This is a genomic window from Marinobacter confluentis (assembly GCF_004785685.1).
In the GTDB taxonomy this organism is placed as follows: Bacteria; Pseudomonadota; Gammaproteobacteria; order Pseudomonadales; family Oleiphilaceae; genus Marinobacter; species Marinobacter confluentis.
This window is the reverse complement of record NZ_SRPF01000001.1, coordinates 446,388-472,335: the sequence shown is the minus strand read 5'-3', so window position 1 is coordinate 472,335 and position 25,948 is coordinate 446,388. Positions and strand designations below refer to the sequence as shown.

The 25,948-nt window shown below is 56.9% G+C and carries 20 protein-coding genes; 5 read left to right on the top strand and 15 right to left on the bottom strand.

The window, feature by feature from the left end:
- Positions 1-14: 14 nt before the first annotated feature.
- The 10 genes from E5Q11_RS02215 to E5Q11_RS02170 all read right to left on the bottom strand — a co-directional run bounded on the left by E5Q11_RS02215 (position 15) and on the right by E5Q11_RS02170 (position 11,766).
- On the bottom strand, positions 15-992 hold the full coding sequence (locus E5Q11_RS02215) for an FAD:protein FMN transferase (protein WP_225314972.1): 978 nt from the start codon (positions 990-992) through the stop codon (positions 15-17).
- A 99-nt stretch (positions 993-1,091) separates the two neighbouring features.
- The gene (tpiA, locus tag E5Q11_RS02210) at positions 1,092-1,889 is read right to left on the bottom strand and encodes a triose-phosphate isomerase (RefSeq protein WP_135801765.1); all 798 of its coding nucleotides are present in this window, start codon (positions 1,887-1,889) and stop codon (positions 1,092-1,094) included.
- Positions 1,890-1,958: 69 nt separating this feature from the next.
- On the bottom strand, positions 1,959-3,260 hold the full coding sequence (gene eno / locus E5Q11_RS02205) for a phosphopyruvate hydratase (protein ID WP_135802397.1): 1,302 nt from the start codon (positions 3,258-3,260) through the stop codon (positions 1,959-1,961).
- Positions 3,261-3,620: 360 nt separating this feature from the next.
- Positions 3,621-5,690, bottom strand: a complete 2,070-nt coding sequence (locus E5Q11_RS02200; RefSeq protein ID WP_135801764.1) for a methyl-accepting chemotaxis protein — start codon at positions 5,688-5,690, stop codon at positions 3,621-3,623.
- A 130-nt stretch (positions 5,691-5,820) separates the two neighbouring features.
- Complete coding sequence (locus tag E5Q11_RS02195) at positions 5,821-7,548, bottom strand: ABC transporter substrate-binding protein (RefSeq protein ID WP_135801763.1); 1,728 nt, start codon at positions 7,546-7,548, stop codon at positions 5,821-5,823.
- Between the two features lie 58 nt (positions 7,549-7,606).
- Entirely contained in the window at positions 7,607-7,879 is a 273-nt protein-coding gene (locus E5Q11_RS02190) for a DUF2160 domain-containing protein (RefSeq protein WP_135801762.1), read from the bottom strand.
- A gap of 11 nt (positions 7,880-7,890) precedes the next feature.
- Complete coding sequence (locus E5Q11_RS02185) at positions 7,891-8,646, bottom strand: carbohydrate ABC transporter permease (protein WP_135802396.1); 756 nt, start codon at positions 8,644-8,646, stop codon at positions 7,891-7,893.
- A gap of 55 nt (positions 8,647-8,701) precedes the next feature.
- On the bottom strand, positions 8,702-9,580 hold the full coding sequence (locus E5Q11_RS02180; RefSeq protein ID WP_135801761.1) for a carbohydrate ABC transporter permease: 879 nt from the start codon (positions 9,578-9,580) through the stop codon (positions 8,702-8,704).
- Complete coding sequence (locus E5Q11_RS02175) at positions 9,573-10,676, bottom strand: ABC transporter ATP-binding protein (RefSeq protein WP_135801760.1); 1,104 nt, start codon at positions 10,674-10,676, stop codon at positions 9,573-9,575. The genes E5Q11_RS02180 and E5Q11_RS02175 overlap by 8 nt, the downstream gene beginning before the upstream one ends.
- A 1-nt stretch (position 10,677) precedes the next feature.
- Positions 10,678-11,766, bottom strand: a complete 1,089-nt coding sequence (locus E5Q11_RS02170; RefSeq protein WP_135801759.1) for an ABC transporter ATP-binding protein — start codon at positions 11,764-11,766, stop codon at positions 10,678-10,680.
- Between the two features lie 395 nt (positions 11,767-12,161).
- Between E5Q11_RS02170 and E5Q11_RS02165 the strand changes: the two genes are divergently transcribed.
- Positions 12,162-13,964: a sigma-54-dependent Fis family transcriptional regulator gene (locus tag E5Q11_RS02165; protein WP_135801758.1), complete on the top strand. Its 1,803-nt coding sequence runs from the start codon at positions 12,162-12,164 to the stop codon at positions 13,962-13,964.
- 22 nt (positions 13,965-13,986) lie between these two features.
- On the opposite strand, the gene glpK is transcribed toward E5Q11_RS02165, so the two are convergent.
- On the bottom strand, positions 13,987-15,483 hold the full coding sequence (glpK, locus tag E5Q11_RS02160; RefSeq protein WP_135801757.1) for a glycerol kinase GlpK: 1,497 nt from the start codon (positions 15,481-15,483) through the stop codon (positions 13,987-13,989).
- A gap of 202 nt (positions 15,484-15,685) precedes the next feature.
- Here glpK and E5Q11_RS02155 point away from each other — a divergent pair, with 202 nt between their 5' ends.
- Together E5Q11_RS02155 and glpD are read left to right on the top strand one after the other, a co-directional pair.
- A complete protein-coding gene (locus tag E5Q11_RS02155; RefSeq protein WP_135801756.1) occupies positions 15,686-16,444 on the top strand; it encodes a DeoR/GlpR family transcriptional regulator in 759 nt (252 codons plus the stop codon).
- 198 nt (positions 16,445-16,642) lie between these two features.
- Entirely contained in the window at positions 16,643-18,172 is a 1,530-nt protein-coding gene (glpD, locus tag E5Q11_RS02150) for a glycerol-3-phosphate dehydrogenase (RefSeq protein WP_135801755.1), read from the top strand.
- Positions 18,173-18,337: 165 nt separating this feature from the next.
- Here glpD and E5Q11_RS02145 read toward each other — a convergent pair whose 3' ends face one another.
- Positions 18,338-19,456, bottom strand: a complete 1,119-nt coding sequence (locus E5Q11_RS02145) for a porin (protein WP_135801754.1) — start codon at positions 19,454-19,456, stop codon at positions 18,338-18,340.
- 396 nt (positions 19,457-19,852) lie between these two features.
- Between E5Q11_RS02145 and E5Q11_RS02140 the strand changes: the two genes are divergently transcribed.
- Complete coding sequence (locus E5Q11_RS02140) at positions 19,853-21,607, top strand: ABC transporter substrate-binding protein (RefSeq protein WP_135801753.1); 1,755 nt, start codon at positions 19,853-19,855, stop codon at positions 21,605-21,607.
- Positions 21,608-21,622: 15 nt separating this feature from the next.
- On the opposite strand, the gene E5Q11_RS02135 is transcribed toward E5Q11_RS02140, so the two are convergent.
- Positions 21,623-22,216 carry a uracil-DNA glycosylase family protein gene (locus E5Q11_RS02135; RefSeq protein ID WP_135801752.1) on the bottom strand — a complete coding sequence of 198 codons (594 nt, stop codon included), beginning with the start codon at positions 22,214-22,216 and terminating at the stop codon, positions 21,623-21,625.
- A 106-nt stretch (positions 22,217-22,322) separates the two neighbouring features.
- On the opposite strand from E5Q11_RS02135, the gene E5Q11_RS02130 reads away from it, so the two are divergent.
- Positions 22,323-23,069 (top strand): nitroreductase family protein, encoded by a 747-nt coding sequence (locus E5Q11_RS02130; protein ID WP_135801751.1) that lies wholly within the window; start codon positions 22,323-22,325, stop codon positions 23,067-23,069.
- Here E5Q11_RS02130 and glk read toward each other — a convergent pair.
- Both glk and edd read right to left on the bottom strand, forming a co-directional pair.
- The gene (gene glk / locus E5Q11_RS02125) at positions 23,060-24,064 is read right to left on the bottom strand and encodes a glucokinase (protein ID WP_135801750.1); all 1,005 of its coding nucleotides are present in this window, start codon (positions 24,062-24,064) and stop codon (positions 23,060-23,062) included. The two genes, E5Q11_RS02130 and glk, sit on opposite strands and share 10 nt — an antisense overlap.
- The gene (edd, locus tag E5Q11_RS02120; protein WP_135801749.1) at positions 24,061-25,881 is read right to left on the bottom strand and encodes a phosphogluconate dehydratase; all 1,821 of its coding nucleotides are present in this window, start codon (positions 25,879-25,881) and stop codon (positions 24,061-24,063) included. The genes glk and edd overlap by 4 nt, the downstream gene beginning before the upstream one ends.
- Between the last annotated feature and the right edge of the window lie 67 nt (positions 25,882-25,948).

Here is a 25,948-nt window from a genome sequence, read left to right as displayed (position 1 = left end):
CACCCGGGGCAGGGTCAATCCCCGGGTGGCATCAGCCCCTCCGAGTAGTGTACCTGCCGTTTCTCATCAATGATCACTGCGTCCACCCCCGGCAGGCTATTGATCAGCGCCAGACCTTCCGCAGCCCCAAGCACGAACACCGCCGTGGAAAGCCCATCGGTGGTCAGTGTGTCACTGCCAAGCACGGTAACACTCTGTACGCCTCTCGCGGGCTTGCCGGTTGCAGGCGACAGGATGTGATGAATACGCTCTCCTGATTCATCGGTAAAGAACCGCTCGTAATCCCCGGACGTGGATACCGCCACGTCTGCCAGCGGCATCACCAGCGCATTGCGGTTTTCCGACCTGGGATCACGAATACCCACAATCCACGGCTTGCCTCGCCTGTCTCCCAGCAACCGCATATCACCGCCGGCGCTAAGCCGGGCATTGCGGATACCGAAAGATTCAAGGATCGCAATCCCGCGATCGACCGCATAGCCCTTGGCAATGCCGCCAAGATCGAGCCTGATGCCTTCATCGAGAAAACGAACGGTTCTGGCATCCGGGTCCAGCACTATTGAGCGGTAATTCACCGAGGGAAGTCCGGCGGCGAGCTCCTCGCCGGTGGGTTGACGTTTTTCACGGAAATCGTAGAAGTATCCGACGGACCCGAAGCTGATATCAAAGGCGCCCTGGCTAAGCTCGGAGACCTCAACCGCGCGCTGAAGCACCTGAAACAGACTGTCACTGACCTTTACCGGTTCCCGCGCGGCCCGGCGATTGAGTCGGGACAGCTCGGAATCGTCCTGATAGCGGGTCATCTGCCGGTCGATCTGCCTGAAGAGTTCAAGCACGGCCTCCCCGGCCTGCTCGGCAGCTTCCGGGTCCGCAGCCCAGTATTCCATGTCAATCTCAGTGGTCATTGCAGTGCCACTGACCCTCACCCACTCCCCGTGAGCAGGGCTAACGGCGACCAGCAACAGCAGAGCCAGGGTGACCAGTTTCGGCATAATCAGCCTCATCGACGAAAGTTTCTGAGGCCCAGTCTAACCCGAGTGGCGACAGATCGCCCGCCGCCACTGCCAGGTTGTCGTCAAAAACGGCAACAATCAATCCAGTGCATCGCAGGGGCTGTCGGTTTCTTCGACGCTATTGGCCAGCGCGGAACCAATCGCCGAAAACTCCTCAGATTGCAGGGATGCGCCGCCAATCAGGCCGCCATCAATTTCCGGGGACTGAAACAGCTCTGCGGCATTGGCCGCTTTCACGCTGCCACCGTAAACAATGCGTGTGGACTGGCCTGCCCCGGGCGCGCACCTGTCCAGAAACTGGCGAATCGCCTGGTGGGTCTCCGCCGCCTGTTGCGAGCTCGCGGTTTTGCCGGTACCGATAGCCCAGACAGGCTCGTAAGCAATAACGCTGCTGGTCAGGGCCGCGATTCCGGCTTCATCGATGACCGCCTGCAACTGGCGTTCGATAACCGTCATGGTGTTGCCCTGGTCACGTTCTTCCAGGGTCTCCCCCACGCATACAACCGGTGTCATGTCGGCACCCAGGACCTGGCGGAACCTGGCCGCTACTTCGGCATCGGTCTCGTGGTAGATCGACCTGCGCTCCGAATGGCCCACCAGCACGTAGCGGCAGCCCATTTCCTGAAGCATGGTCGCACTGACTTCGCCGGTGTGGGCACCGGATGTTGCCAGGCTGGCGTTCTGTGCGCCCAGTGCCAGGCCGGTGTAGCCCAGCAGGTCCCTGACCTGAAAGAGATAGGGAAAGGACGGACAGATCACCAGATCAATGGTCTTCCGGATCGGCCGCAGCTTTGCCAGCATCCGCGTTAAAAGAGCCTGGTTGGAATGCAGGCTGCCATTCATTTTCCAGTTTGCAATCAGTATCGGCTTTCTCATCATCTGTCTCCTGTGAAGTGCCTCGCGGGGACGCTTGAGAACTTAATCGAGAACTCGGTCGGGCTGGATTCAACCGTCCAGTGCACAGCGAATCGCCCCGACACCAGGATAAAAAGCATGGGCACCCAAGTCCTGCTCGATGCGCAACAGGCGGTTATATTTGGCGACCCGGTCAGAGCGGCAAAGGGAGCCGGTTTTGATCTGCCCGGCCCGGGTGGCCACAGCCAGGTCCGCAATGAAAGTATCTTCAGTTTCACCACTGCGATGGGAGATCACGGCGGTATAACCCGCATCCTGGGCCATGCCTATGGCATCAAAGGTTTCGGACAGGGTGCCGATCTGGTTAAACTTGATCAGCACCGAGTTTCCGATGCCACGATGTACGCCCTCGGAAATCAGAGCGGCATTGGTGACGAACAGGTCGTCGCCCACCAGTTGCACGCGCTCGCCAAGCTTTTCCGTCAGCAACTTCCAGCCATCCCAATCGTTTTCGTCCATGCCATCCTCGATGGAAGCAATCGGATAGGTCATGGCCAGGGCGTGCAGATAGTCGGCAAAGCCCGCTGAGTCAAAGCTCTTGCCAGCACCGGTCAGTTCATAACGACCCTCCCGGTAGAATTCGGATGCGGCGCAGTCCAGGGCCAGCACAATGTCAGTGCCGGGTCGGTAACCGGCCTGGGTGACGGCCTCCAGAATCAGCTCAAGGGCCTCTTCACTGGAACCAAGGTCCGGTGCAAAACCACCTTCGTCCCCAATGGCTGTGGACAGCCCTTTCTGTCGCAGTAGCGCCTTGAGCGCATGAAATGTCTCCACCCCCATGCGAAGGGCTTCGCTATAGCTTGGCGCACCAACCGGCTGAATCATGAATTCCTGCAGGTCCACGTTATTATCGGCATGAGCGCCTCCATTGATGATGTTCATCATCGGAACCGGCAGTACACAGGGGCCGGAACAGCCATAAAGCTCTGCCAGGTAGCGATACAACGGCCGCTGATGGAAATTCGCGCCGGCATTGGCAACCGCCAGCGATACCGCCAGTATGGCGTTTGCACCCATGGCCGATTTGTTGTCTGTGCCGTCCAGAGTGCGCATCATCCGGTCGATGACCAGCTGGTCGAACACTTCCCGGTCTTTCAGGGCCGGTGCAATCTGGCGATTGACCGCTTCCACCGCACCCAGAACGCCCTTGCCGTTGTAGCGATCCGGGTTCTCGTCGCGCCTCTCAAGCGCTTCACGGGAACCGGTGGAAGCGCCAGAAGGCGCCCGGCCGCAACCTACAATGCCATTGGCCAGCGTTACTTCTGCCTCTACTGTGGGGAAACCCCGTGAATCAAGAATTTCCCGCGCAATTACGGATTGAATACGCTCCATCATTGTTGACCTGCCTGACTGTGTTGTTTTTGTAATGAGCATTGATTGTAATATTCGAAAGCGAACACAGACAAGCAGAAATGAGCGTTTGAACATATGATTTTGTTATATCGAAAACGCAAACCGCTTAAAAAGTAATCATTGGAGGGGTCGTAAAGACTTGAAAATTCACCAGGAGAAGAAAAAAAAGGCCGGCAGGGTTGGCCCACAAGGTGCGGGAAACGCCTGAAATGCTATTAAGGGGGGTAGGAAGCAACCGGCCAAGACCCACCGATACAACGGTTATTTACTGTAGTATTCGCAAACGAACTTTGTCAACGCTTTTCGAACATTTTTATTGGCAAATTTCAGAATCCAGGGTCATTCCGTGACCCGGAAGCGTGACACAAGTTCGTTGAGACTTTTGCTCAGCTCATCCACGTCGCGGCAGTAGCGAGCGCTCTCCCTGGCTTCTTCCAGGGTTTTCTCACTCACGGATTCCACCGTGCGGGTGCGGGCAATCACCTGTTCAGCCAGGTCACCCTGCCTCTGAACTGCGTCGACAATGGTTCGGTTAGCGCTTTCCACCCGGGCAATCGCCTCAACCATGAGAGTGAGCTGTTCGCGGGCGGCCCGGGCGCCTTCCAGTGCGGACTCGCTTTTACTCTGACTTTCCTGCATGAAGCTGGTTGCCCGCGCGGAACCGCTATGCACCCGCTCAATCAGCTGCTGGACATCGGCCGTGCTTTGCTGGGTTCGGGACGCCAGCGATCGCACCTCGTCTGCCACTACCGAGAAGCCACGCCCATGCTCACCGGCTCTGGCGGCCTCAATGGCGGCGTTCAGCGCGAGAAGATTGGTCTGCTCGGCAATCGAGTTGATCACCTCCAGTACCGAGTCCACCTGAGATATATCCGCTGCCAGGGACTGGATCAGCCCTGCCCCGGTCCCCACATCCTTACCCAGCGCTTCGAACGACGTAATGGCAGCCGCCACCCGCTCATGGGTGTTTCGGCCGGTCTGGATGGTCTGCGAGGCTGTATCCACCGATTCACTGGCCAGGCGCCCGACCTCTTCCACCGACTCGTCCAGAACCGACATGTCGGCGGTCAGCGCCTCGATATCCGCTTTCTGCCGTTGGTTGTAATCGAAGGTGGTTTCCGCCCGCTGGCTCAGCAGTCGACTGTGTTCGCCAAGCTTTCGACTGACGTCCAGGATTCTCAGAATCATTTCCTGGATGCGCCCAATGAACCCGTTGAAATAACGAGCCAACAGGCCCAGCTCGTCCTGCCGCCGGCTGTCGATGCGACGGGTCAGATCACCCTCGCCCTCAGCGATATCCAGCACCCGCTGGCTAAGCACATGAACCGGCCGGGTAACCAGTACCCGCAGCATCCAGAGCAGCCCCACAAAGCCCAGAACAACCAGCACCGCCCCGGTGTTCATGGTCGCGGCAACCCGCCCGGCGATATCCTGGGACTGTTTGCGGGACGCCGCTGTCCACTGGCCGGATAGCGCCTGTACCGCTTCGATGCGTTCGCCGAACTGTTCGATAGAACCCTGCACTTCAGTGACCAGGCCAAGCGCCCTGTCCCGCGCCTCAAGCTGGGCCAGCCGGGTGTTCAGCAGGTCCGGGCCAATCAGGGTCTGGTCCAGCCAATCATTGTATTGCTGGTTCAGGGCCTGAAAATCCTGCTCCGTTCCAGGGTCATCAATCATCAGGAACAGGCGGTCAAACAGGGTGCGCCCCTGTGCCATAAGATCTTCAATGGCCATTCTGAGCTGGGCAAGACGGGCTTCGTCCTGCTCTGCCATGTAGTTGATCATCGACAGCTCAAGCGTCAGCACGGCCCGCTCTATAGTCTGTGCCTCGATCACGATGGGATAATCGCTGGCGAAAATGCTGATCATCTGGATCAGGTCTGAAAAACCGCTCGCCAATTCGGCCGCCCCTGCCCTGAACGCCAGCATGGCTTGCTGGTTGGACGCCCTCAGATCAAGGGTCCGGGTCTGAAGCCTGGCAATCTCGCCGATCGCTTCATCCAAACGTTGCCGTTCCGCTCTGAGCGCCGCAATCTGATCTGCTGAATCCGGTAATGAGTCCGCCAATTCGGTAGTAATCCGCTCGAACTGGGGCTTGAGGGCGTTGATCTGTTGATGATTGTCACGCACCTGTGCGCTGCTCGTTGCCGAAGCAAGGGTACCCGCGCCATTGGAGGTGAGTAGAAAATTGGTGGTCAGTTGCTTGAGTCGGTCACCGCTCTGACTGATTTCGGTGACGAGATGATTGTAGCGGTCCGTAATCTGTCTGAGTCCGGACTGGGAATAAATGAAAACTCCCACAATGATGATGGCAACCAGCAGGGTAACCAGTGATACCCGGGAGCCAATCCTGTGCAGCCACAGGCCTTTTTCATGAACAGTCTGGTTGGAATTATTGTTGTTATTCACCAGTACACCTCTCTGTGAGTGTTGGCGTTCTAATTATTCATAGGCGGCATCCTTGCGGTGTCTGGAGAGCTGGCCTCTGCCAGCCCGCGATACTGCGGGCTGGCAGGGTCAGTTCAGGATCAGGCCAGGTTTACTTGGCCATCCACTCTTGCATCATCTGATCGTATGGCATGGTCTTGCCCTGGGGCTTCTCATTGGCCAGCTTCGGCTTGGGTGCACCAGGCTGATCAAGCCAGTACTGCTCGTCACGCGGCTCGTTCAGGATTGGCTCGTAGTCCGAGAACACGTCTGCCCGTGCCAGACGTGACATGGTGCGGTCCATGGCTTCGGCCAGGCTGTCCAGCGCTGCTTTTGGCGTGACTTCACCGTTAACAGCCGGTGCCAGGTTCTGCCACCACAGCGGTGCGAGGCGCGGGTAATCCGGCACGTTGGTGCCTGTCGGAGTCCACATGCTCTCGTTCTCACTGCGATAGAACTCAACCAGGCCGCCCAGTTTCGGCGCCAGCTCGGTCATTTCATCCGAGAAGATGTCGGAACGACGAATCGGCGTCAGGCCAGCGATGGTCTTTTCCAGTGACACAGTCTTGGAAACCGTGAACTGGGCAAACAGCCATGCTGCAGTACGACGGTCTTCAGGCGTGGAGTTGAAGAAGGTCCAGGAACCCACGTCCTGATAACCCACCTTCATGCCCTCTTCCCAGTAGGGACCGGCAGGAGAAGGTGCCATACGCCATTTCGGATTACCCTCATCATCGGTAACCGGCAGGCTTGGATCGGTCATGTCAGCGGTAAACGCGGTATACCAGAAAATCTGCTGGGCAATCTGGCCCTGGGCAGGTACCGGGCCGGCCTCGCCAAAGGTCATGCCACGGGCACTTTCCGGCGCGTAATCACGCAGCCATTCAACCATTTTGGTCAGTGCGTACACGGAAGCCGGTGAGTTGGTTGCACCACCACGGCTTACGCTGGAACCCACCGGGTTGCCGTCTTCATTGACACGGATACCCCAGTCATCAACCGGATTACCGAAGGGGATGCCCTTGTCACCCATGCCTGCCATTGACAGCCAGGAGTCGTGGAAGCGCCAGCCCAGGGAAGGATCACGACGACCGTAGTCCATGTGACCATAGACTCGCTCACCGTCGATTTCCTTGACGTGGACGCTGAAGAACTCAGCGATGTCTTCATAGGCAGACCAGTTCAGAGGTACGCCCAGGTTATAGCCGTAACGCTCGCGGAACTGCTCCTGAAGGTCTTCGCGATCAAACCAGTCAGCGCGGAACCAGTAGAGGTTGGCGAACTGCTGGGTTGGCAGCTGGTAGATTTTGCCATCGGGGCCAGTGGTGTACTGAAGACCGATGAAATCGTCCAGGTCGAGATAGGGGTTGGTAAAGTCTTTCCACTCGTTTTCCATGGCATCCGAGATGGCAATGGTCTTGCCGTAGCGCAGATGGGTACCAATGGCGTCAGAGTCGTTGACGTAGGCATCATAGATGTTGCGGTCAGACTGCATCTGAGTCTGCATGGTATCCACCACATCACCTTCACCGATGATGTTGTGCTCTACTTCGATACCGGTGATGTCTGTGAATACCTCAGCCAGAACTTCGGCTTCGTAGGTGTGAGTGGTCAGGCCCTCTGCCACGGTCTTGATTTCCATACCGCGGAAAGGCTCTGCTGCCTTGATAAACCATTCCAGCTCTTTGAGCTGTTCTTCCCGGCTCAGAGTGGAGCGTTGGAAATGCTCGTCCAGAGCCTTCTCAGCTGCCGCCCTGTAGTCCTGTGCGTATACCTGGGACGATGCCAGGAGTGCTCCTGAGATCATCAGCGACAGGTAGTTGAGTTTCTTGTTTTTCATACAGACCTCATCTAGCTTTTTTTGCATCCTTGCAAGAAAGTAAGTCCTTTTGTTTGGATCAACCCCAGCGCATCAGGATGACCATCCATACAACAGATACTGCGGTTGCCACCAAAACGTGGAATTCAGTCACTCCGATATAAGCGAGGTGAATGAACGCACTGGTCAGAAGACCAATGAATAGCCGGTCACCACGGGTTGTAGCGATCGGCAGGAAGCCTTTCCGCTCTACAGAGGGCGAAAAGTACTGCCATACGGTCATGCCCGTCAGAATCAGGGCAATCGAGATAAAGAATCCTGCCGTGGGGCCGGTCCAATGCATCCAGCTCATAACAAGCCTCCTCAGGTACGGCCCAGGGCAAAGCCCTTGGCGATGTGATTGCGAACGAAATAGACAACCGCGATGCCCGGCACGATAGTCAGTACACCGGCCGCCGCCAGGGTCCCCCAGTCAATCCCCGAGGCCCCCTGAGTACGCGTCATGATGGCCTGGATTGGCTGGGCCCCGGTTGATGTCAGGGTTCTGGCCAGCAGCAGCTCGATCCAGGAGAACATGAACAGGAAGAACGCAGTCACACCGATACCGGAACGGATCAGCGGGATGTAGATCTTCACGAAGAACCTGGGAAAGCTGTAGCCGTCGATGTAGGCGGTTTCGTCGATTTCCTTGGGCACGCCACTCATGAAGCCCTCCAGAATCCACACCGCCAGGGCGACGTTGAACAGGGTATGGGCCAGTGCCACTGCGATGTGGGTATCGAACAGCCCAACCGAGGAATACAGCTGGAAGAACGGCAGCGCGAATACCGCTGGCGGCGCCATCTTGTTGGTCAGCAGCCAGAAGAACAGGTGCTTGTCGCCCACAAACTTATAGCGGCTGAAGGCGTAGGCCGCCGGTAGGGCCACCGTCAGGCTGATGGCCATGTTCATGAACACATAGGTCATGGAGTTCACATAACCCATGTACCAGCTGTCATCGGTCAGAATATTGATGTAGTTGTCGAAGGTGAGATTGGTCGGCCAGAAGCTGAGCGCGCCGAGAATCTCCGAGTTGGTCTTGAGCGACATGTTCACCAGCCAATAAATTGGCAGGAGCATCAAGACGATGTAAACGATAAATGCGATGCGTGATTTCACGTCTGTCCCCTTGCTCTTATTGTTGGGCTGACTTGTCTTTCTGCGCGTTCATGATGGCGGTGTAGAACACCCAACTGACGGCCAGAATGATCAGGAAATAAATGATGGAGAAGGCAGCCGCCGGCCCAAGGTCAAACTGCCCTACCGCCATGGTGGTCAGCGCCTGACTCAGGAAAGTGGTAGAACTGCCCGGGCCACCGCCGGTCAGTACAAACGGCTCGGCGTAGATCATGAAAGAGTCCATGAATCGCAGCAGCACACCAATCACCAGGACATTACTCAGCTTGGGCAGCTGAATGTAGCGGAACACCGCCCAGCGGGAGGCACGGTCAATCCGGGCGGCCTGATAGTAGGCATCAGGAATGGCGCGCAGGCCGCTGTAGCTCAACAGGGCAATCAGCGGTGTCCAGTGCCAGACATCCATCAGGATAATGGTGAACCAGGCGTCGGCGGCATTGGCGTTGATGTTGTAGTCAACGCCAATGCTGCTGAGGCTCCAGCCCAGAAGACCAATGTCGGTACGGGCAAGAATCTGCCAGATAGTGCCAACCACGTTCAGAGGAATCAGCAGAGGCATGGCCACCAGCACCAGCGCTGCAGACGCGGCCCAGCCTTTCTTCGGCATCAACAGGGCAATACCGATACCCAGGGGCACTTCGATGGCCAGAATCGCAAAAGAGAAAGCAAATTGCCTCAGCAGGGCTGCCTGTAGGTCAGGATCGCGCAGCATCTGCCGGTACCATTCTGTGCCTGTCCAGAACGTGGAATTGGCACCAAAAATATCCTGAACCGAGTAGTTGACTACCGTCATTAGCGGTATCACCGCCGAAAAGGCCACCACCACGAAGACCGGGATGACAAAAAACCATGCTTTATTATTTTCGATCTTATTCATGATCGGCCTCCACTAGCCGCTCGTCGACGTACACTTTCAGCCAGGGTTCCGGAAAGCCGATGCTTGCGGCATCACTGGGGACCGGCTGGTCTTCGGGAATACGAACCTTCACGGTAACGGCGCCGAACTCGACATCCACCAGGCGGTAGGTGCCCAGATCCTCAACGCCGGTGACCGTCACCTCGTAGCGCTGATCTGTTGCTTCCGCACCCAGGGTCACAAACTCGGGCCGTATGCCCAGTTTGATGTTGTCAGAACCGCTGCTGCGAACCTTCGCTAGCACCTGATCGCTAACCGGAATCACCTTGCCGTTGAACATCAGCCCCTCATCGGTAAGCCGCGGCTCGAAGAAGTTCATGCCCGGGCTGCCGATGAAATACCCGACAAAAGTGTGGGCCGGGCGCTCGAACAGTTCCTGGGGCGTTCCGAACTGGACGATCTGCCCTTCGTACATCAGCGCGATCTTGTCAGCGAAGGTTGAGGCTTCCAACTGATCGTGGGTCACGTAGACCATGGTGATGTCGAAACGCTCATGGATCTGTTTCAGCTTGCGGCGCAGGCGCCATTTCAGCTGTGGATCGATAACCGTCAGCGGCTCGTCAAACAGAATTGCGGTCACGTCTTCGCGTACCAGCCCGCGCCCCATGGATACTTTCTGCTTCTGGTCAGCACTGAGGCCTTTGGCCTTGCGCGACAGTTCGCCGGAAAGTTCAAGAACATCCGCCACTTCGTGCACTTTGGTTCGGATCTGCTCTTCCGAGAAACCACCCTGGTTGCGCAGCGGGAAGGCAAGGTTGTCGTAGACCGTCATGGTGTCGTAGATCACCGGGAACTGGAAAACCTGGGCGATGTTGCGCTTTTCCGGCGGCAGTTCATTCATGCGCTTGCCGTCAAACAGCACGTCGCCTTCAGACGGTGTTACCAGTCCGGAGATAATGTTCAGCAGCGTGGATTTGCCGCAGCCGGACGGCCCCAGCAGTGCATAGGCGCCACCCTGGGCCCAGACGTGTTCCATTTTGCGGATGGCATAATCTTCCGGGCCCGACGGATTTTTGCTGTAGGAATGGGCCAGTGTCTTGAGAGTAATTTCAGCCATGTCAGTGACCCTCCGCCCGGCCAGGCACCAGAATTGTCTGACCGTCAGGCGCGAATGCGTAGAGTTTATGGGTTGGGAAGTAAACCTTGATCTGCTCGTCGGGGCGGAACTGATAGATGCCCTGTAGATGCAATACCAGCTCGTAGGATTCGCTGTGCACGTGCAGGAAGGTTTCTGAACCACTGATTTCTGCCAGATCAACATTGACCGGAATTTCCAGGTCGTCATCCGCGTTCGGAACCAGGCCAATGTGCGATGGCCGAACACCGAATTTGTAATCACCTGGCTTGAGAGATTGCAGGTCCGAGTTCAGTTGGAAATGAACCCGCTCATCGAAGGTCACCTCGGTGTCGGTTACCCGCCCTGGCATGATATTGATCGGTGGCTCAGAAAACATTTCGGCAGTTTCGATGTCCCGGGGACGATGATACACCTCGGGTGTCGGGCCCTTCTGAAGCAAGCGCCCCTCATGCAGTACGGCAGTTTCGCCGCCCAGCGCCAGGGCTTCCTGGGCTTCGGTGGTGGCGTAGACGGCAATGCAGTTGCGGGCCTGGAACAGATCTTTCAATTCGCTGCGCAAGGCTTCCCGTAGCTTGTAATCCAGGTTCACCAGCGGCTCATCGAACAGCACCACATCGGCATCTTTCACCAGCGCCCGTGCCATGGATACGCGCTGCTGCTGACCACCGGAAAGCTCAAGCGGAAGGCGGTCCAGCAGGTTTTCGATCTTGAGAAGTTCTGCGGTTTCGCGAACCCGGCGGTCAATCTCCTTCGGGCTCTGTTTTGCAAGCCTGAGGGGTGATGCGATGTTTTCGAACACAGTCATGGTCGGGTAGTTGATGAACTGCTGATACACCATGGAGATGTTCCGCTTCTGGACCGCAACACCGGTCACGTCCGCGTCGTTCATCAGGATTTTGCCGCTTGTAGGCCTGTCCAGGCCTGCCATGATGCGCATCAGAGTTGTCTTGCCGGCAAGAGTCCGGCCAAGAAGGACGTTAAAGGAGCCGGGTTCCAGCGTCATGGTGACGTCTGATATCCAGGTTTCCCCGTCCACAACGCGCGATACATTCTGCAGCGTTAGAGACATGCTTTTTCCCTTTCGGTTGTTGTTTTGTTTTAACTGAGTGTACAAGAGCTATGCCAAAACGAAAAGATACGAAAATAAATTTTTTCAAATCCCTGTAATAAAGGCTTCTGGGCCAGGGCTTCCGTTTCAGTTACTTGCATCAGAACTGTTCATTATGTTCATTATGTTCACTCAGACCCAAAAATCTGAACACTCTGGAACGAGACAATATTTTAAATGAATATCATATATTTAGGTAGTTTTTTTGACGGTAGGTGCCGGCAGCCTCCTTTCTGTCAGCAAATTGGAATTGACCACTGCGAGTTCGATCAACAATACTTGATTTGTTCGAAAACAAATTTTTGGTGTTCATTACTGTAAGAATTTCTCTAAAACGAACACCTGAGGACCGTTGCATGGACCCTTCTTTGAACCCCATCGAAACATCCTGGGCGCGATGCCGCAATCTGGGAATTGATTGCAATAGCAATCCCGGGTTCGAAACACTCCCGCCTGATGCGCTCAACAGACTGCAGCAGGAACACGCCAGCCTGATCCAGGCAACGGAAGACGAAGCGCTCCCCTACTTTGACAACATGCTTCAAAACACCCAGTGCCTGGTGGTGCTTGCCGACCCGGACGGCGTTATTCTTCAAACCTGGCACCCAATGGACCAGCCATCTGCCGCTTTCGCGGGCATACGCCCGGGGCATATCTGGAATGAGGCTTCCGCAGGCACCAATGCCATTGGCACAAGCCTGGCCACAGGACAGGCGGTGCATGTTCGCGGCGACCAGCATTATCTGAAAGCTCACCACCAGCTTACCGGCTCTGCAACGCCCGTCTTTGACGCCGAAGGTCAACTAGCCGGGGTCCTGAATCTGTGTTCCACCACAAAAATGTCCGGCGATTACACTCTGGGCATGGTCAAACTTCTGTCCCACGGCATTGAGAATCGTCTGATTTTTCAGACTTATCAAGGCAACTTCCACATTTTAAAGATCAACACCAGCGCCTCCAGTCTCGACAGCAGTTGGGCCGGTCTGCTTGTTCTGGATAAGACAGGCAATGTGCTCGCCTCGAACCGGCGGGCGGCTACCATTCTTGGCGAACGTCAGGCCAGAACCAGCCTTCAGCAGATCTTCAGTATTGATCTGGACGGTCTGACGGCAATTGCCAACAACCGGCCAGCCAGCCTGACGGCTAACGGAAACTACCAGGTGCTGGGTCAGGTAATGCTTCCGGAACAGCCCCAGCCGTCCCAGGAAGAACGACAGAAAGACGCTGCGGACATCCCCGATGACGTTCTGGCACTGGAGGATCTGGAACATGGAGACAGCCGGGTTCGGAGACTGGTGGCCCAGGCGCGAAAAATGATGGAAAAGGATATTCCGATTCTGGTGTTCGGCGAGACCGGCTCAGGCAAGGAAATTCTGGTTAGAAGCCTGCACTACCATAGCAGCCGCGCCCCGGGACCGCTGATCGCGGTCAACTGCGCTGCCATTCCAGCGGAACTGGCCGAAAGCCAGCTGTTCGGCTACGAGAAAGGCGCTTTTACTGGCGCCCACACCAAAGGCTATGTCGGCCTGATCCGCCAGGCAGATGGCGGCACCCTTTTCCTCGACGAAATCGGCGAGATGCCGCTGGCGCTGCAGTCCAGGCTGCTGCGTGTGCTGCAGCAGCGAGTGGTAACGCCACTGGGTTCTACCGAGGATTTTCCGGTTGATATCAAACTGATTTCGGCCACCAACCGGAATCTGCGGGACGATATTCAGAAGGGGCATTTCCGGCAGGACCTTTACTACCGGATCACCGGGCTCAATGTCGAACTACCGGCACTCAGGGAGCGAACCGACGTCAGGGAACTGGTCAGGTTTGTTCATCAGCGCCTGCTGGCAACCGAGCCAGGCCCGGCACTGAGCGACAGCATGCTTGACCTGCTGGTTCGCCATCCCTGGCCCGGCAATGTTCGCCAACTGGTCCACATCCTGAGGGTCGGCATGGCCATGGCCGATGGCGAGCTTCTGCAGGAAGACCACCTGCCCGATGATTTTTTCACCGATACCAGTCGCCCCGGCAACCTGACGACGGAACCCCTGGAGGAACTGATCCCCAGGCTCTACCGGGCAAATGGCGGCAATGTGGCCCGCACGGCGCGCGCCGCGGGCGTAAGCCGCAACACAGTTTACAAATACGTCCGACCCGCGGGAACTGACTGACACCCCGCAACGGCATCCTCAATCAGGTCGGATTGTCCGGGCTGCTCTGCAGTTTTGCCACCGCCGAACACCAGCCGCCGTAAAGTTTATCCCGCTTCTCTTTTGTCATCAGTGGCTCGAACCGACGGTCGCATTGCCAGGCATCCTGCAGCGCCTGAAGGGATTCAAAAACCCCCGCCTGTAAACCTGCAAGGTAAGCGGCACCCAACGCCGTGGTTTCAACCATTTGCGGACGGTCAACGGTCGCGCCCAGAATGTCTGCAAGGAACTGCAACACCCAGTTGTTGGCCACCATACCACCATCAACCCTAAGGGCAATCGGCCGGAGGCCATCCTTTTGCATGGCTTTCTGCAGGTCCTTGGTCTGATAACACACGGACTGCAGGCCGGCGGTCACAATTTCCTTTATCCCGGTGTCCCGGGTCAGCCCGAAGATGGCGCCACGGGCGTTGGGGTCCCAGTAAGGAGCGCCAAGACCGGTAAAGGCCGGCACCAGATAGACCCCGTGATCCACTGGCGTACCTTCCGCCAGAGGCTCTGTTTCGCAGGCATCCCGAACCAGCTGAAGGCCATCCCGCAGCCACTGGATAGCCGCACCGGCAATGAAAATGCTGCCTTCCAGGGCATAGACCGGTTTGCCGTTCAGGCGATAGGCCACGGTGGTCAGCAAGCGATGTTCGGATTTCAGCGCTTCCTCGCCGGTGTTCAGCATAAGAAAGCAGCCGGTGCCATAAGTGCTCTTCGCCATGCCCACTTCAAAGCAGGTCTGGCCGAAAAGCGCTGCCTGCTGATCGCCCGCCATTCCCATCACTGAGCAACCATTCAGGCGGCCGCCACAGGTTATTTCGCCGAAATCCGCGGAGGAATCCATCACCTCCGGCAGCAGGCATTCGGGAATGCCAAACAGTTCCAGCAATTCATCGTCCCATTTCTGTTCATGAATATTGAACAGCAGGGTGCGGCTGGCGTTGGTGGCATCGGTTCTGTGCACCTTGCCACCGGTCAGCCGCCACAACAGGAAGCTGTCAATGGTTCCGAACGCCAGCTCTCCCCTTTCCGCCCGCTGTCGGGTACCCGGTACGTTGTCCAGAACCCAGCGAATCTTGGTGGCTGAAAAGTAGGGGTCAATCAGTAGGCCCGTCTTGTTGTTCACCGACGGTTCCAGGCTTTGTTTCTTGAGGGTTTCACACCAGTCAGCGGTTCTACGGTCCTGCCAGACAATGGCCGGGTAAACCGGCTCCCCGGTGGCCCGATCCCATACAACCGTGGTTTCGCGCTGATTGGTAATGCCAACGGCTACCACTTCGTCGTTCTCGTCGCAGCCTTTTTCCATCACGTCACGGCAGGTGTCCTGCACGCTTCGCCAGATGTCTTCCGGGTCGTGCTCGACCCAGCCGCTGGCTGGGAAATGCTGGGTGAATTCCTGCTGGCTGGTCGCGTGAATGTTGCCATCAAGGGTGAAAAGAATGGCTCTCGAACTGGTTGTGCCCTGATCGATCGACAGAATGTACTGAGTCATAGTGATTTCGCCTTGGTGTTCTTATTTTTTCGTATTTTTACTTTTTTGAAAACAAAAGCCAACCCCTTTTGCGGGCGAGACTCTGGCAAACGGCCACAAGCCCCTAAAAAGGCTGCACAAACCTGAAAAACACTCTAAACTGCGTCTACACCAACAAGTACAAACTGGTTCGTTAGAGAAAGCCGGGACCCGGAGGAATTGAATGGCACAGCGACGTCGACAGGATCTGATCATGGAGCTGATTCAACAGAATGGCTTTGTGACGACTGAACAGCTGGTAGACCAGTTCAAGGTAACACCACAGACCATCCGCCGGGACCTTAACGAACTGGCCAGCCAGAAAAAGCTGCGGCGGCATCATGGCGGCGCCGGCATCGATTCCAGCACCGTAAACACCGCCTACCAGGCCCGAAAAATCATGGACCTGGAAGCCAAGGAGCGAATCGCCGAAGCCCTGGTAGCGATGATCCCCGACAACTCGTCCATGTTTATCAACATTGGCACCACCACCGAAACCATCGCCAAGGCGCTGCTGGAAAAAAATAACCTTCAGGTCGTCACCAACAACCTCCATGTGGCATCAATCCTGTCCGCTCGGGAAGATTTTCACATCATTATTGCCGGCGGCGAGGTGCGTAACCGGGACGGCGGCATTGTCGGCGAAGCAACCCGGGACTTCATTAACCAGTTCAAGATGGACTTCGGGATTATCGGCATCAGCGGTATCCACACGGATGGCTCACTGCTGGATTTCGACTACCGTGAAGTGCGCGTGGCACAGTCCATCATCGCCAATTCAGGCCAGGTACTACTGGCCGCGGACCATTCCAAATTCGGCCGCAACGCCATGGTGCGCCTGGGTAGCATTGCCCAGGCCGACCATGTATTTACCGACGAGCCACCGCCCACTGAAATCCGCCAGCTGCTGCGCGAACACAACGTAGAACTCCACCTGGTCTGACCCCGAGCCAAGCCCCGCCCTGTTTTTCCTGCGTCCTGAGCGTGATGCTATTAACATTTGCTTCGAATTTTTCGTTTTTTTTCTGTATTTTCCTTTACGAATATTCATTGCTTTCGCATAATAGTTCCATACATTTGTATGAATCACCGGTAAGGGCGTGGGAAGCGCTCTTCCACTGGCGTCAGGAGATGACACAAGATGACTTCAGAGAACACGACATTTGACGTTGTCGTAGTCGGCGGCGGCGTCAACGGCACCGGCATCGCAATGGATGCCGCAGGCCGTGGCCTCAAGGTTCTGCTGTGCGAGATGAACGACCTGGCTTCAGCCACGTCTTCCAGCAGCAGCAAGCTGATTCACGGCGGCCTTCGCTACCTGGAGCATTACGAATTTCGCCTGGTACGGGAGGCACTGGCCGAGCGGGAATCGCTGCTGCGCAATTCACCACACATCATGTGGCCCATGCGGTTTCGCCTGCCCCATCAGCCCCATCTGCGCCCGGCCTGGATGATCAGGATGGGTCTGTTCCTTTACGACCATCTGGCCAAGCGCGAAGTACTGCCGGGGTCTCGCTCCATCAAGTTTGATGAAAAGGATCCCCTGAAAGCCGACATCACTAAAGGTTTCGAATACTCCGACGGCTGGGTGGACGATGCGCGCCTGGTGGTTCTGACTGCGAAAAAGGCGCAGGAATGTGGCGCCACCATCCTGACCCGGACCAAGTGCATTGATGCCAAGCGTGGCAGAGATTCCTGGGACATTTCACTTCAGGATATGAATGACGACAGTGTGCATCATGTTTCGGCGAAGGTAATCGTGAACGCCTCCGGCCCCTGGGTCAGCCGCCTGTTCAGCGAAAGCCTGGCGATGAAAGCGCCGAAAACCATTCGCATGGTCAAAGGCAGCCACATCGTGGTTCCGCGCCTGAACCGGGAAACCGAAGCTTATATTCTTCAGAACGAAGACGAGCGCATTGTGTTCGTGATTCCCTACGAGGACGAGTTTTCCCTGGTTGGCACCACCGATGTGGATTACGAGGGGGATCCGAAGAAAGCGAAAATTTCTCCGGAAGAAACCGAGTATCTGCTCAATATCGTCAATTCCCACTTCAAGCGCCAGCTGACCGAAAGCGATGTCGTCTGGTCCTATTCCGGTGTGCGGCCCCTGATGGATGACGAAGAAGGTGACGCCAAGAAGGCCTCCCGCGATTATTCCTTTGAAGTGGATCGTGCCAATGGCCAGGCACCCGTTATTTCAGTGTTTGGCGGCAAGATCACCACCTATCGCAAACTGGCAGAAGCGGCGACCGATAAACTGTGCCATTTCTTCCCGAAGGCGGGTGGCCGCTGGACCAAGACCGGAATTCTGCCCGGTGGTGAGTTTGAGAATCACGCGACCCTGGAAGCCCAACTCGAGAAAGACTACCCCTGGTTGCCCGAGGCAGTATGCAGCCGCTATGTACGTACCTTTGGCACCAAAGCCTATGACATTCTGGGCAAGGCAGAGTCGGTTCAGGACCTTGGCTACCGCTTTACCGGCACCCTTTATGAAAAAGAAGTGGAATACCTGATCAAGAACGAATGGGCCATTTCTTCAGACGATATACTTTGGCGCCGCACCAAACAGGGCCTGTATGCCTCCGAAGAGGAAGTGCGCGAACTTGATCGCTACCTGGCCGCCAGGGACACACCTCAACCTCAAACCGTTGCTCTGCACCACAGCGCCTGAACTACTCCCTCAGGCATTTGCTCCGGCCGGTAATACCGCCCGGAGCTTTTTTATGGCCGGGTTCCGTCGTTTCTGCAGACACAAAAAAGCCGGGCGCTCCTCAGAACCCGGCTTTCACTCCCCTTCACCCCTCCCCTATGAAGGGAAAGGGTAAAGTCCTTCTCCTCAGAACGTCAGCTGAGAGCCAACGATGAAGGCATCGTACTCACCCTGGCCACCTTCGGTGCCCAGAGTTGTGTATTCCGCCATCAGGGTCAGCGCATCGGTTGCGGCGTACCGGGCAAAGATCATCGTCAGATCCGTGTCGAAAGCGTCCGAGTTAATGTCATCCTCGCCCTCACCGTAGCTTACGCCCAGGGTAGTCTTGTTGATGCCGTAAGTGGTCTCAACGTACCACTGGCTGGCATCTTCTTCGTTCGGATCCAGACGAGCAGCGAATACACCGTTGCCTGTGCCGGATGTCATGGAATAGTTACCACGGACATTCAGATCCCCCAGTGAGACCGAACCACCGAAATCAACGCCTGACATGGTGTAGTCGTCAAAGGTTCCGGTTTTCGAGTCTACGTCCTGGGTAAAGGCGCTCGACCAAAGCGAGAACATGTCCGCGGTGTAGACTACATTACCCTCAATCCTGGGCGTGCTGTATTCAGCGTCCGCGACGCCATCAACCTTTGAGGGGCTGAACACACCCGCCTTGAACTGCAACCCACCGAGATTGTTAGAGGTGTACATTACCCGGGGCGTGAAGTTGGCGTAGAAATAGCCGTTGCCGATTCGACCGGCCGTGGCGGCAACCTGGTCAGGCCCACCGATCAGGCCAACACCAAGACCACTGCCGTTATCACCGATCGCGGGCACACCAAAGATACCGAAACCCTTACCGATGTTGACCGTACCAAAGTCACCGGCCACGGCAATTTCAGACACCCGGCTGCGGAAGTTGGCATTGGCATCACCCGGCGCAATATCCGCGTTCATCTGGAAGTGGCCGGACACCGTCAGGCCGTTCTGGGTTGGCGCATAAATGTTCGTTTGCAGGGTAGCCGGATTAAAGCCGGTTGTGATGGTAAACGAGTCTTCATCGGTCGGATCGTCGTAACTGCCAAGTACCGCAAAAATCGGGATATGACCATTAAAACCGGCTTTCCAGCCGTTATCTGACTCGAACGTGGCTTCTGCCAGAACTGGTGCAGCCCATGCACCAGCGACCAGCGCAACGCTGGCAGCAAGCGCTGACCGCTTGAAAACGTTTTTGTGCGAACATTTTTTGTTTTCGATCATGATAGCTTCCTATTATTGTTTGAGATATTCCGGTCCACCACTTCTGCCGCTTTCAGGCAGCAGATTACGCTTTAAATCAATTGTCTAGAGCGAACCTCTGGTCTGGAAGACGCTGTCATCCCGAACATTCATTGCGGTCTTGGACCGTTTTCTGTTTTCGAGACACACCGAATTTAGCTCGCTTGAGAAAAAATGGAAAGTTTTAGAACATATTTTTTTCGATTTTATGATGCTTTTTATGCTCAATTTTCGTGCGAAATCTTACAACATACTGTTTTACCGGTTATTTTTCATGTTACACAATTGTTCACGAATTTTCGTTGACGAAGTTTACAGCGAACATTACGCTGATCATGTAGTAAAACAAACAACAAAAACAGACCAAAAAGGTGTCCCATGACTCAATGGCCAATCATCATTGCCGCTACCTGTCTGCTCAGCATGACCACCAACAGTCACGGATCTGACACGTTCAACTCGTTGCCGGAAGCTCGCAAACAGATCATCAATCAGTGGATCGATCAGTCCTTCACCGCCTCTACCCTGTCTGAAGAGCAACAGGCCGAGGAACTCGCGTGGTTTGCCCGGGCAGCCGAGCCTCTCGAAGGCCTCGAAATTTCGGTGCTGTCGGAAAACCTGGCAACCCATCGCTATGAATCGCAGGTTCTTGCCAAAGCATTCACCGAGATAACGGGGATCAAAGTGACCCATGACCTGAAACCCGAGGGTGAGGTTATCCGCCAGGTCAACCTTCAGCGGATCATGGCGGCAAAGGGTCGCTACGATGCCTTCGTCAACGATTCTGACCTGATCGGCACCCATTCCCGCACCGGCTGGGCGCTGGCACTGAGCGATTACATGGAAGGCGAAGGGAAGGCCTTTACGCTGCCGACCCTCGACCTGCAGGATTTTATTGGCCTGAGTTTTGTTACCGGGCCGGATGGGAAGATTTACCAGTTGCCAGACCAGCAGTTCGCCAACCTTTACTGGTTCCGATATGACTGGTTCCAGCGCCCGGACCTTCGGGCAAGGTTCCAGGCACGTTATGGTTATGAACTGGGTGTGCCACTGAACTGGTCAGCCTACGAGGACATCGCTGAATTTTTCTCGGTTCACGTTCGCGAAATTGATGGGCAACGAGTCTATGGCCATATGGATTACGGCAAGCGCGACCCATCCCTTGGCTGGCGCTTCACCGATGCATGGCTGTCCATGGCCGGCGCCGGCGACCCGGGTCTGCCCAATGGCCTGCCAGTGGATGAATGGGGCATCAGGATGGAAGGTTGCAACCCGGTGGGCTCGTCTGTGGAACGTGGCGGCGCGACCAACGGTCCGGCGGCGGTCTACGCCCTGCAGAAGTACATTGACTGGCTGAAGAACTACGCGCCCCCCGAAGCCAGGGATATGAACTTTTCAGAGGCAGGCCCGGTACCCGCCCAGGGTCAGATTGCCCAGCAGATTTTCTGGTACACCGCGTTTACCTCCGACATGACCAAACCGGACCTGCCGGTAGTCAACGAGGATGGCACACCAAAATGGCGCATGGCTCCCTCACCCTACGGTGCCTACTGGTCCGACGGCATGAAACTGGGTTATCAGGATGTGGGCGCCTGGACCATACCCAGGGTAATGAGCGAACGGCGCCAGAAAGCCGCCTGGCTGTACGCACAATTTACCGTATCGAAAACCGTTTCCCTGCAGAAAACCCTGGTAGGCCTGACCCCTATCCGCGAATCCGACCTGAACTCACCGGAGATGCTGGAACAGAGCGCGGCACTTGGTGGGCTTGTTGAGTTCTACCGCAGCCCGGCTCGGGAAGCCTGGACTCCTACCGGCGTGAACATCGCCGACTATCCCAAACTGGCAAAACTGTGGTGGCCGAACATTGCCGATGCCATGTCTGGAAAGCGTACAGCACAACAGGCCATGGACAAGCTTGCGGAAAGCCAGGATCGTGCAATGGCCGTTATTGAGCGCAACTTTACCGTTGACAACTGTCCTCCCCGTATTGCCACCAACGAAGAAGCCAAAGGACGGGACTACTGGCTGGCCCAGCCGGGCGCACCAAAACCCAGACTGCAGAATGAGAAGCCCCCGGGACAGACCATTCGCTATGAGGCGCTGCTGTCCCGCTGGGAAGAGGCGCGCTGATTCAATGCTGCTGAATCATCGTTGGAGAATCGCCGCAACCCGCTGGCGAAGCCGGGGGACCACCTCCCCCTCGAACCAGGGGTTGCGCTTTAACCATAAATTGTTCCGGGGGCTGGGGTGGGGCAACGGCAGCGCTGCTGGCCACACCTCCTGCCATTGCCTTACCCGTTCGGTCACCGACACTTTCCTGCCAGGCAGGTGCCAGGCCTGGGCGTACTGGCCAATGACCAGCGTCAGCTCCACCTGTTCCAGCCGTTCCAGCAATGTTTCCCGCCAGGCCGGGGCGCACTCCGGGCGCGGCGGCAGGTCGCCGGATTTGCCGGTGCCCGGGTAGCAGAAGCCCATGGGCAGAATGGCTAACTGCTGGTCGTCATAAAAGGTGTCCCGGGTAATACCCATCCAGTCCCTCAGGCGGTCGCCACTGGGATCGTTGAACGGCAGCCCGGTTTCGTGCACGCGCCTGCCCGGAGCCTGACCCACCACCAGCAGGCGGGCAGACTCTGACATCTGGATCACCGGCCTTGGCCCCAGGGGCAAGGCCTGCTCACAGATCCGGCATTGGCGCACCTGCTCTACCAGCTGTTCTGTCGGAATACGCAATTCATCCATGGTTATTCATGCCAACCGCTGCAGAAGAAAAGGTCATTGCATAAACAGCAACTTAACGTAACCTTAATGCCTTGTCCTGCCGCCGGCAAAAAGGATTGCTCACCCGATGAATGCCAAGTCAGACATTTCGCCCGATTCTGTTTCCAGTACCACCCTGGAGGAATTCCGCAAGGTGGTACGCAGCCGGCGCTCAGTTCGCCGCTTCACTGACGAACCAGTACCGGATGAGGTACTCAGCGACTGCCTGGAACTGGCCATGCTGGCGCCCAATTCCAGCAACCTTCAGCCCTGGGAATTCTTTGTAGTCAGAACACCGGATCTCAAGGCGAAGCTGGCCGAAGCCTGCCTGGGGCAGAACGCCGCAAAAACCGCACCGGTACTGGTTGCCGTGGTGGCCCGACCAGACACCTGGCGCCAGCATTCCCGGATGGCTCTGGAGCAATGGCCGGAAGAGCAAATGCCGGGAATCGTGAAAAAGTACTATTCAAAGATTGCACCGATCCACTATAACCAGGGGCCCTTCGGAGTACTGGGCGTCGCCAAGAAAGCGGCTGGCCTGGTGGTTGGCCTGTCCCGGCCGGTGCCACGAGGGCCCTATTCGGTGAACGAAATGAAAGTCTGGGCCACTAAATCCACCGCTCTTGCGGCGGAAAATCTGATGCTGGCGCTACGGGCCCACGGCTACGATTCCTGTCCAATGGAAGGCTTTGATGAGTGCCGGGTAAGACGCCTGCTAAGCGTGCCACGCAAGGGACTGGTGACCATGATTGTGGCGATTGGGAAACGCTCTGAGAAAGGCGTATACAACCGCCAGTATCGCTTTGACAGCCGTGAACTGGTGCATTATCTGTAGTCGTCGCTGGCGTTCTGGATTTCCGGATTGGTCAGCGCCGCTGCCGCCCCGAAAAGCCCGGTATGGCGCTCGGTAACCACGTAAACCGGCATGCGTTCGAGCATGGGGCCCATGCGCCCCTTGTCGGTAAACGCCTGCTTGAACCGGCTTTGCTTCAGAAAATCGATCATCCCCGGCAGAATCCCGCCGCACAGATAGACGCCGCCGGTACTGCCCAGAGTCAGCGCCGCATTACCGGCAACCCGCCCGAGAATTTCACAGAAATGTTCCAGAGTCTGGCCAGCTAGCGGGTCAGAACCGGCCAGTGCGGCTTTGGTAACGTCCTCCGGTTCGCTCAGAGTTGCTGGCAGTCCCTGCATTTCTCCGTGGGCCCGGTAAAGATTCAGCAACCCGGGGCCACTGAGAACCCGCTCGGCAGACACCCTGCCAAAATGATTGCGAAGAATCTTCAGCAGGGACAGTTCGGTGTCGTTGGTCGCGGCAAAATCAACATGACCACCCTCGGTCATCAGCGCCAGCCAGCCATTGCGCGATGGCACCAGTGCTGATACCCCCAGGCCGGTGCCCGGGCCGATCACCAGTCTGGGCCGACGTTCGTTACCGGGGCCGCCACAAATCCGAACCAGTCTGTCGGGCCGCACATGGGGAATGCCCAGGGCCATAGCGGTGTAATCGTTGATCAGCCGCAGCTTTTCCCAGCCAAACTGGCGGCGAACATGTTCAATATCGAAGCGCCAGTGGCTGTTGGTCATGGTCACCCTTGCGCTGTCGCTTGACGCGCCGGAGGGCGTGGCCGCAACCGCCAGGCAGGCATCGCGCGCGGCCGCACCGCCGACCTGCCGGAAATATTCGTAAATGGCGTTGTCCAGTCCCTGGTAGTCCCGACAAGCCATCATCCGGATGGATTCCGGGTCCAGCTGCCCGGCCTTTACCAGCGCGAAGCGGGCATTGGCTCCGCCAATGTCGCCAACCAGCGAGTCGTAGTCTGCGATCACGCGTCGTGGTTCCAGAAAAAGCTGGCGCCCTCCTCCGGCGTACTGGCTGCACGGCGCATCCAGCCGAACAGTTCCCGGCCAAGGCCATGGCGATTGCCGCTCAGGTCTGCGTTGGCGGCCGGCCGCTGGGCAAATTCAGACGCCGGAAGATCAATTTCCAACACCCCCTTTGCGGCGTCCAGGGTAATCACATCACCGGACTTCACTCTGGATAGCGGACCGTCATTGGCAGCCTCGGGATACACGTGAATCGCCGCTGGAACCTTGCCGGACGCGCCAGACATACGCCCGTCCGTCACCAGGCCGACCCGGAAGCCGCGATCCTGCAGTACGCCCAGATAGGGAGTCAGCTTGTGCAACTCCGGCATGCCATTGGCCTTGGGCCCCTGAAAGCGCACCACAACAATACAGTCACGGTTGAGGTCACCGGCGTCGAACGCGGCTTTCAACTCGTTCTGATCATTGAAAACCACCGCCGGGGCTTTCACCACTCTATGCTCTTCGGCCACCGCCGATACCTTGATCACACCACGGCCCAGATTTCCTTCCAGCACCCGCAATCCTCCGTCTGGCGCAAATGGCTCCCTGACCGTACTGAGTACATCCGGTTTTGCGCTTTGCGTGGCAGCAGGCTTCCAGACCAGCTTGTCGCCATCCATTTCCGGCATCCGGGTATAGCGCTCAAGGCCATGCCCTACCACTGTTTCAACATCGTTATGAAGCAGGCCCGCCTCCAGCAGTTCCCGGATCAGGAACGGGGTTCCCCCTGCCTCATGAAACGCGTTGATGTCCTCCTCACCGTTGGGGTAAATCCGAGTCATCGAGGGCACTACCGCAGACAGCTCGGAATAGTCATTCCAGTCGATGATGATGCCCGCCGCCCGCGCAATGGCGATCCAGTGAATGGTGTGGTTGGTGGATCCACCGGTCACCAGCAGCGCCACCAGAGCATTGACAATGCTTTTTTCGTTGATCATGTCACCCAGGCCGAGGGATCCACCGTGGGGTTTGGATAGCCGGATCACCTGCTCGGTTGCCGCCCGGGTCAGCGCATCCCGCAGGGGCGTGCCGGGATTTACAAATGCCGCGCCCGGAAGATGCAGGCCCATCACTTCTACCAGAAGCTGATTGCTGTTGGCGGTGCCATAGAAGGTGCAGGTGCCGGGGCTGTGGTAGGACTGGGACTCCGCTTCAAGCAGTTCGTCCCTGCCAATCTTGCCCTCGGCATACAGTTGCCTGATCCGTTGCTTCTCTTTATTCGGAAGGCCAGACGGCATCGGCCCAGCCGGCACCAGCACCGTCGGCAGGTAACCAAAGCTCAGGGACCCAATAAGCAGGCCCGGCACAATCTTGTCGCAGATCCCCAACAACAGAGTGGCATCAAACATATTATGGCTGAGCGCCACCGAGGTGCTCATGGCGATGGTATCGCGGGAGAACAGACTCAGCTCCATACCCGGCTGGCCCTGGGTCACCCCGTCACACATGGCCGGCGTGCCCCCGGCGAACTGCGCCACCGACCCCATGCCGTTGGCCGCCTCACGGATCACATCCGGAAAATCCTTGTAGGGCTGATGGGCCGACAGCATGTCGTTGTAGGCCGAAACAATAGCCACATTGGCCTTGTTCATGAATTTCAGGGTGTCTTTGTCGGACTGGTTACAGGCCGCAAAACCATGGGCGAGGTTGCCACACGACAGGCTGCTGCGGTGGGGCGATTGTGCTTTCAGGGCCTCCATCCGGTCCAGATAGTCCTGACGCGTGCCCTGGCTGCGCTCGATAATCCGCCGGGTTACCGCCGCTACGGTGGGATGCATAGTGGATCTCCTGAAGCTTTACGAGTGACTCATTTTCTAATTCGCGTAATTTTACGTGCTTTTTTCG

What these genes read in the sequence shown, in the direction of transcription:
- E5Q11_RS02215 (WP_225314972.1), bottom strand. Translation starts at nt 992, where the DNA reads ATGCCGAAACTGGTCACCCTGGCTCTGCTGTTGCTGGTCGCCGTTAGC.
- tpiA (WP_135801765.1), bottom strand. Translation starts at nt 1,889, where the DNA reads ATGAGAAAGCCGATACTGATTGCAAACTGGAAAATGAATGGCAGCCTG.
- eno (WP_135802397.1), bottom strand. Translation starts at nt 3,260, where the DNA reads ATGGAGCGTATTCAATCCGTAATTGCGCGGGAAATTCTTGATTCACGG.
- E5Q11_RS02195 (WP_135801763.1), bottom strand. Translation starts at nt 7,548, where the DNA reads ATGAAAAACAAGAAACTCAACTACCTGTCGCTGATGATCTCAGGAGCA.
- E5Q11_RS02190 (WP_135801762.1), bottom strand. Translation starts at nt 7,879, where the DNA reads ATGAGCTGGATGCATTGGACCGGCCCCACGGCAGGATTCTTTATCTCG.
- E5Q11_RS02185 (WP_135802396.1), bottom strand. Translation starts at nt 8,646, where the DNA reads ATGCTCCTGCCAATTTATTGGCTGGTGAACATGTCGCTCAAGACCAAC.
- E5Q11_RS02180 (WP_135801761.1), bottom strand. Translation starts at nt 9,580, where the DNA reads ATGAATAAGATCGAAAATAATAAAGCATGGTTTTTTGTCATCCCGGTC.
- E5Q11_RS02175 (WP_135801760.1), bottom strand. Translation starts at nt 10,676, where the DNA reads ATGGCTGAAATTACTCTCAAGACACTGGCCCATTCCTACAGCAAAAAT.
- E5Q11_RS02170 (WP_135801759.1), bottom strand. Translation starts at nt 11,766, where the DNA reads ATGTCTCTAACGCTGCAGAATGTATCGCGCGTTGTGGACGGGGAAACC.
- E5Q11_RS02165 (WP_135801758.1), top strand. Translation starts at nt 12,162, where the DNA reads ATGGACCCTTCTTTGAACCCCATCGAAACATCCTGGGCGCGATGCCGC.
- glpK (WP_135801757.1), bottom strand. Translation starts at nt 15,483, where the DNA reads ATGACTCAGTACATTCTGTCGATCGATCAGGGCACAACCAGTTCGAGA.
- E5Q11_RS02155 (WP_135801756.1), top strand. Translation starts at nt 15,686, where the DNA reads ATGGCACAGCGACGTCGACAGGATCTGATCATGGAGCTGATTCAACAG.
- glpD (WP_135801755.1), top strand. Translation starts at nt 16,643, where the DNA reads ATGACTTCAGAGAACACGACATTTGACGTTGTCGTAGTCGGCGGCGGC.
- E5Q11_RS02145 (WP_135801754.1), bottom strand. Translation starts at nt 19,456, where the DNA reads ATGATCGAAAACAAAAAATGTTCGCACAAAAACGTTTTCAAGCGGTCA.
- E5Q11_RS02140 (WP_135801753.1), top strand. Translation starts at nt 19,853, where the DNA reads ATGACTCAATGGCCAATCATCATTGCCGCTACCTGTCTGCTCAGCATG.
- E5Q11_RS02135 (WP_135801752.1), bottom strand. Translation starts at nt 22,216, where the DNA reads ATGGATGAATTGCGTATTCCGACAGAACAGCTGGTAGAGCAGGTGCGC.
- E5Q11_RS02130 (WP_135801751.1), top strand. Translation starts at nt 22,323, where the DNA reads ATGAATGCCAAGTCAGACATTTCGCCCGATTCTGTTTCCAGTACCACC.
- edd (WP_135801749.1), bottom strand. Translation starts at nt 25,881, where the DNA reads ATGCATCCCACCGTAGCGGCGGTAACCCGGCGGATTATCGAGCGCAGC.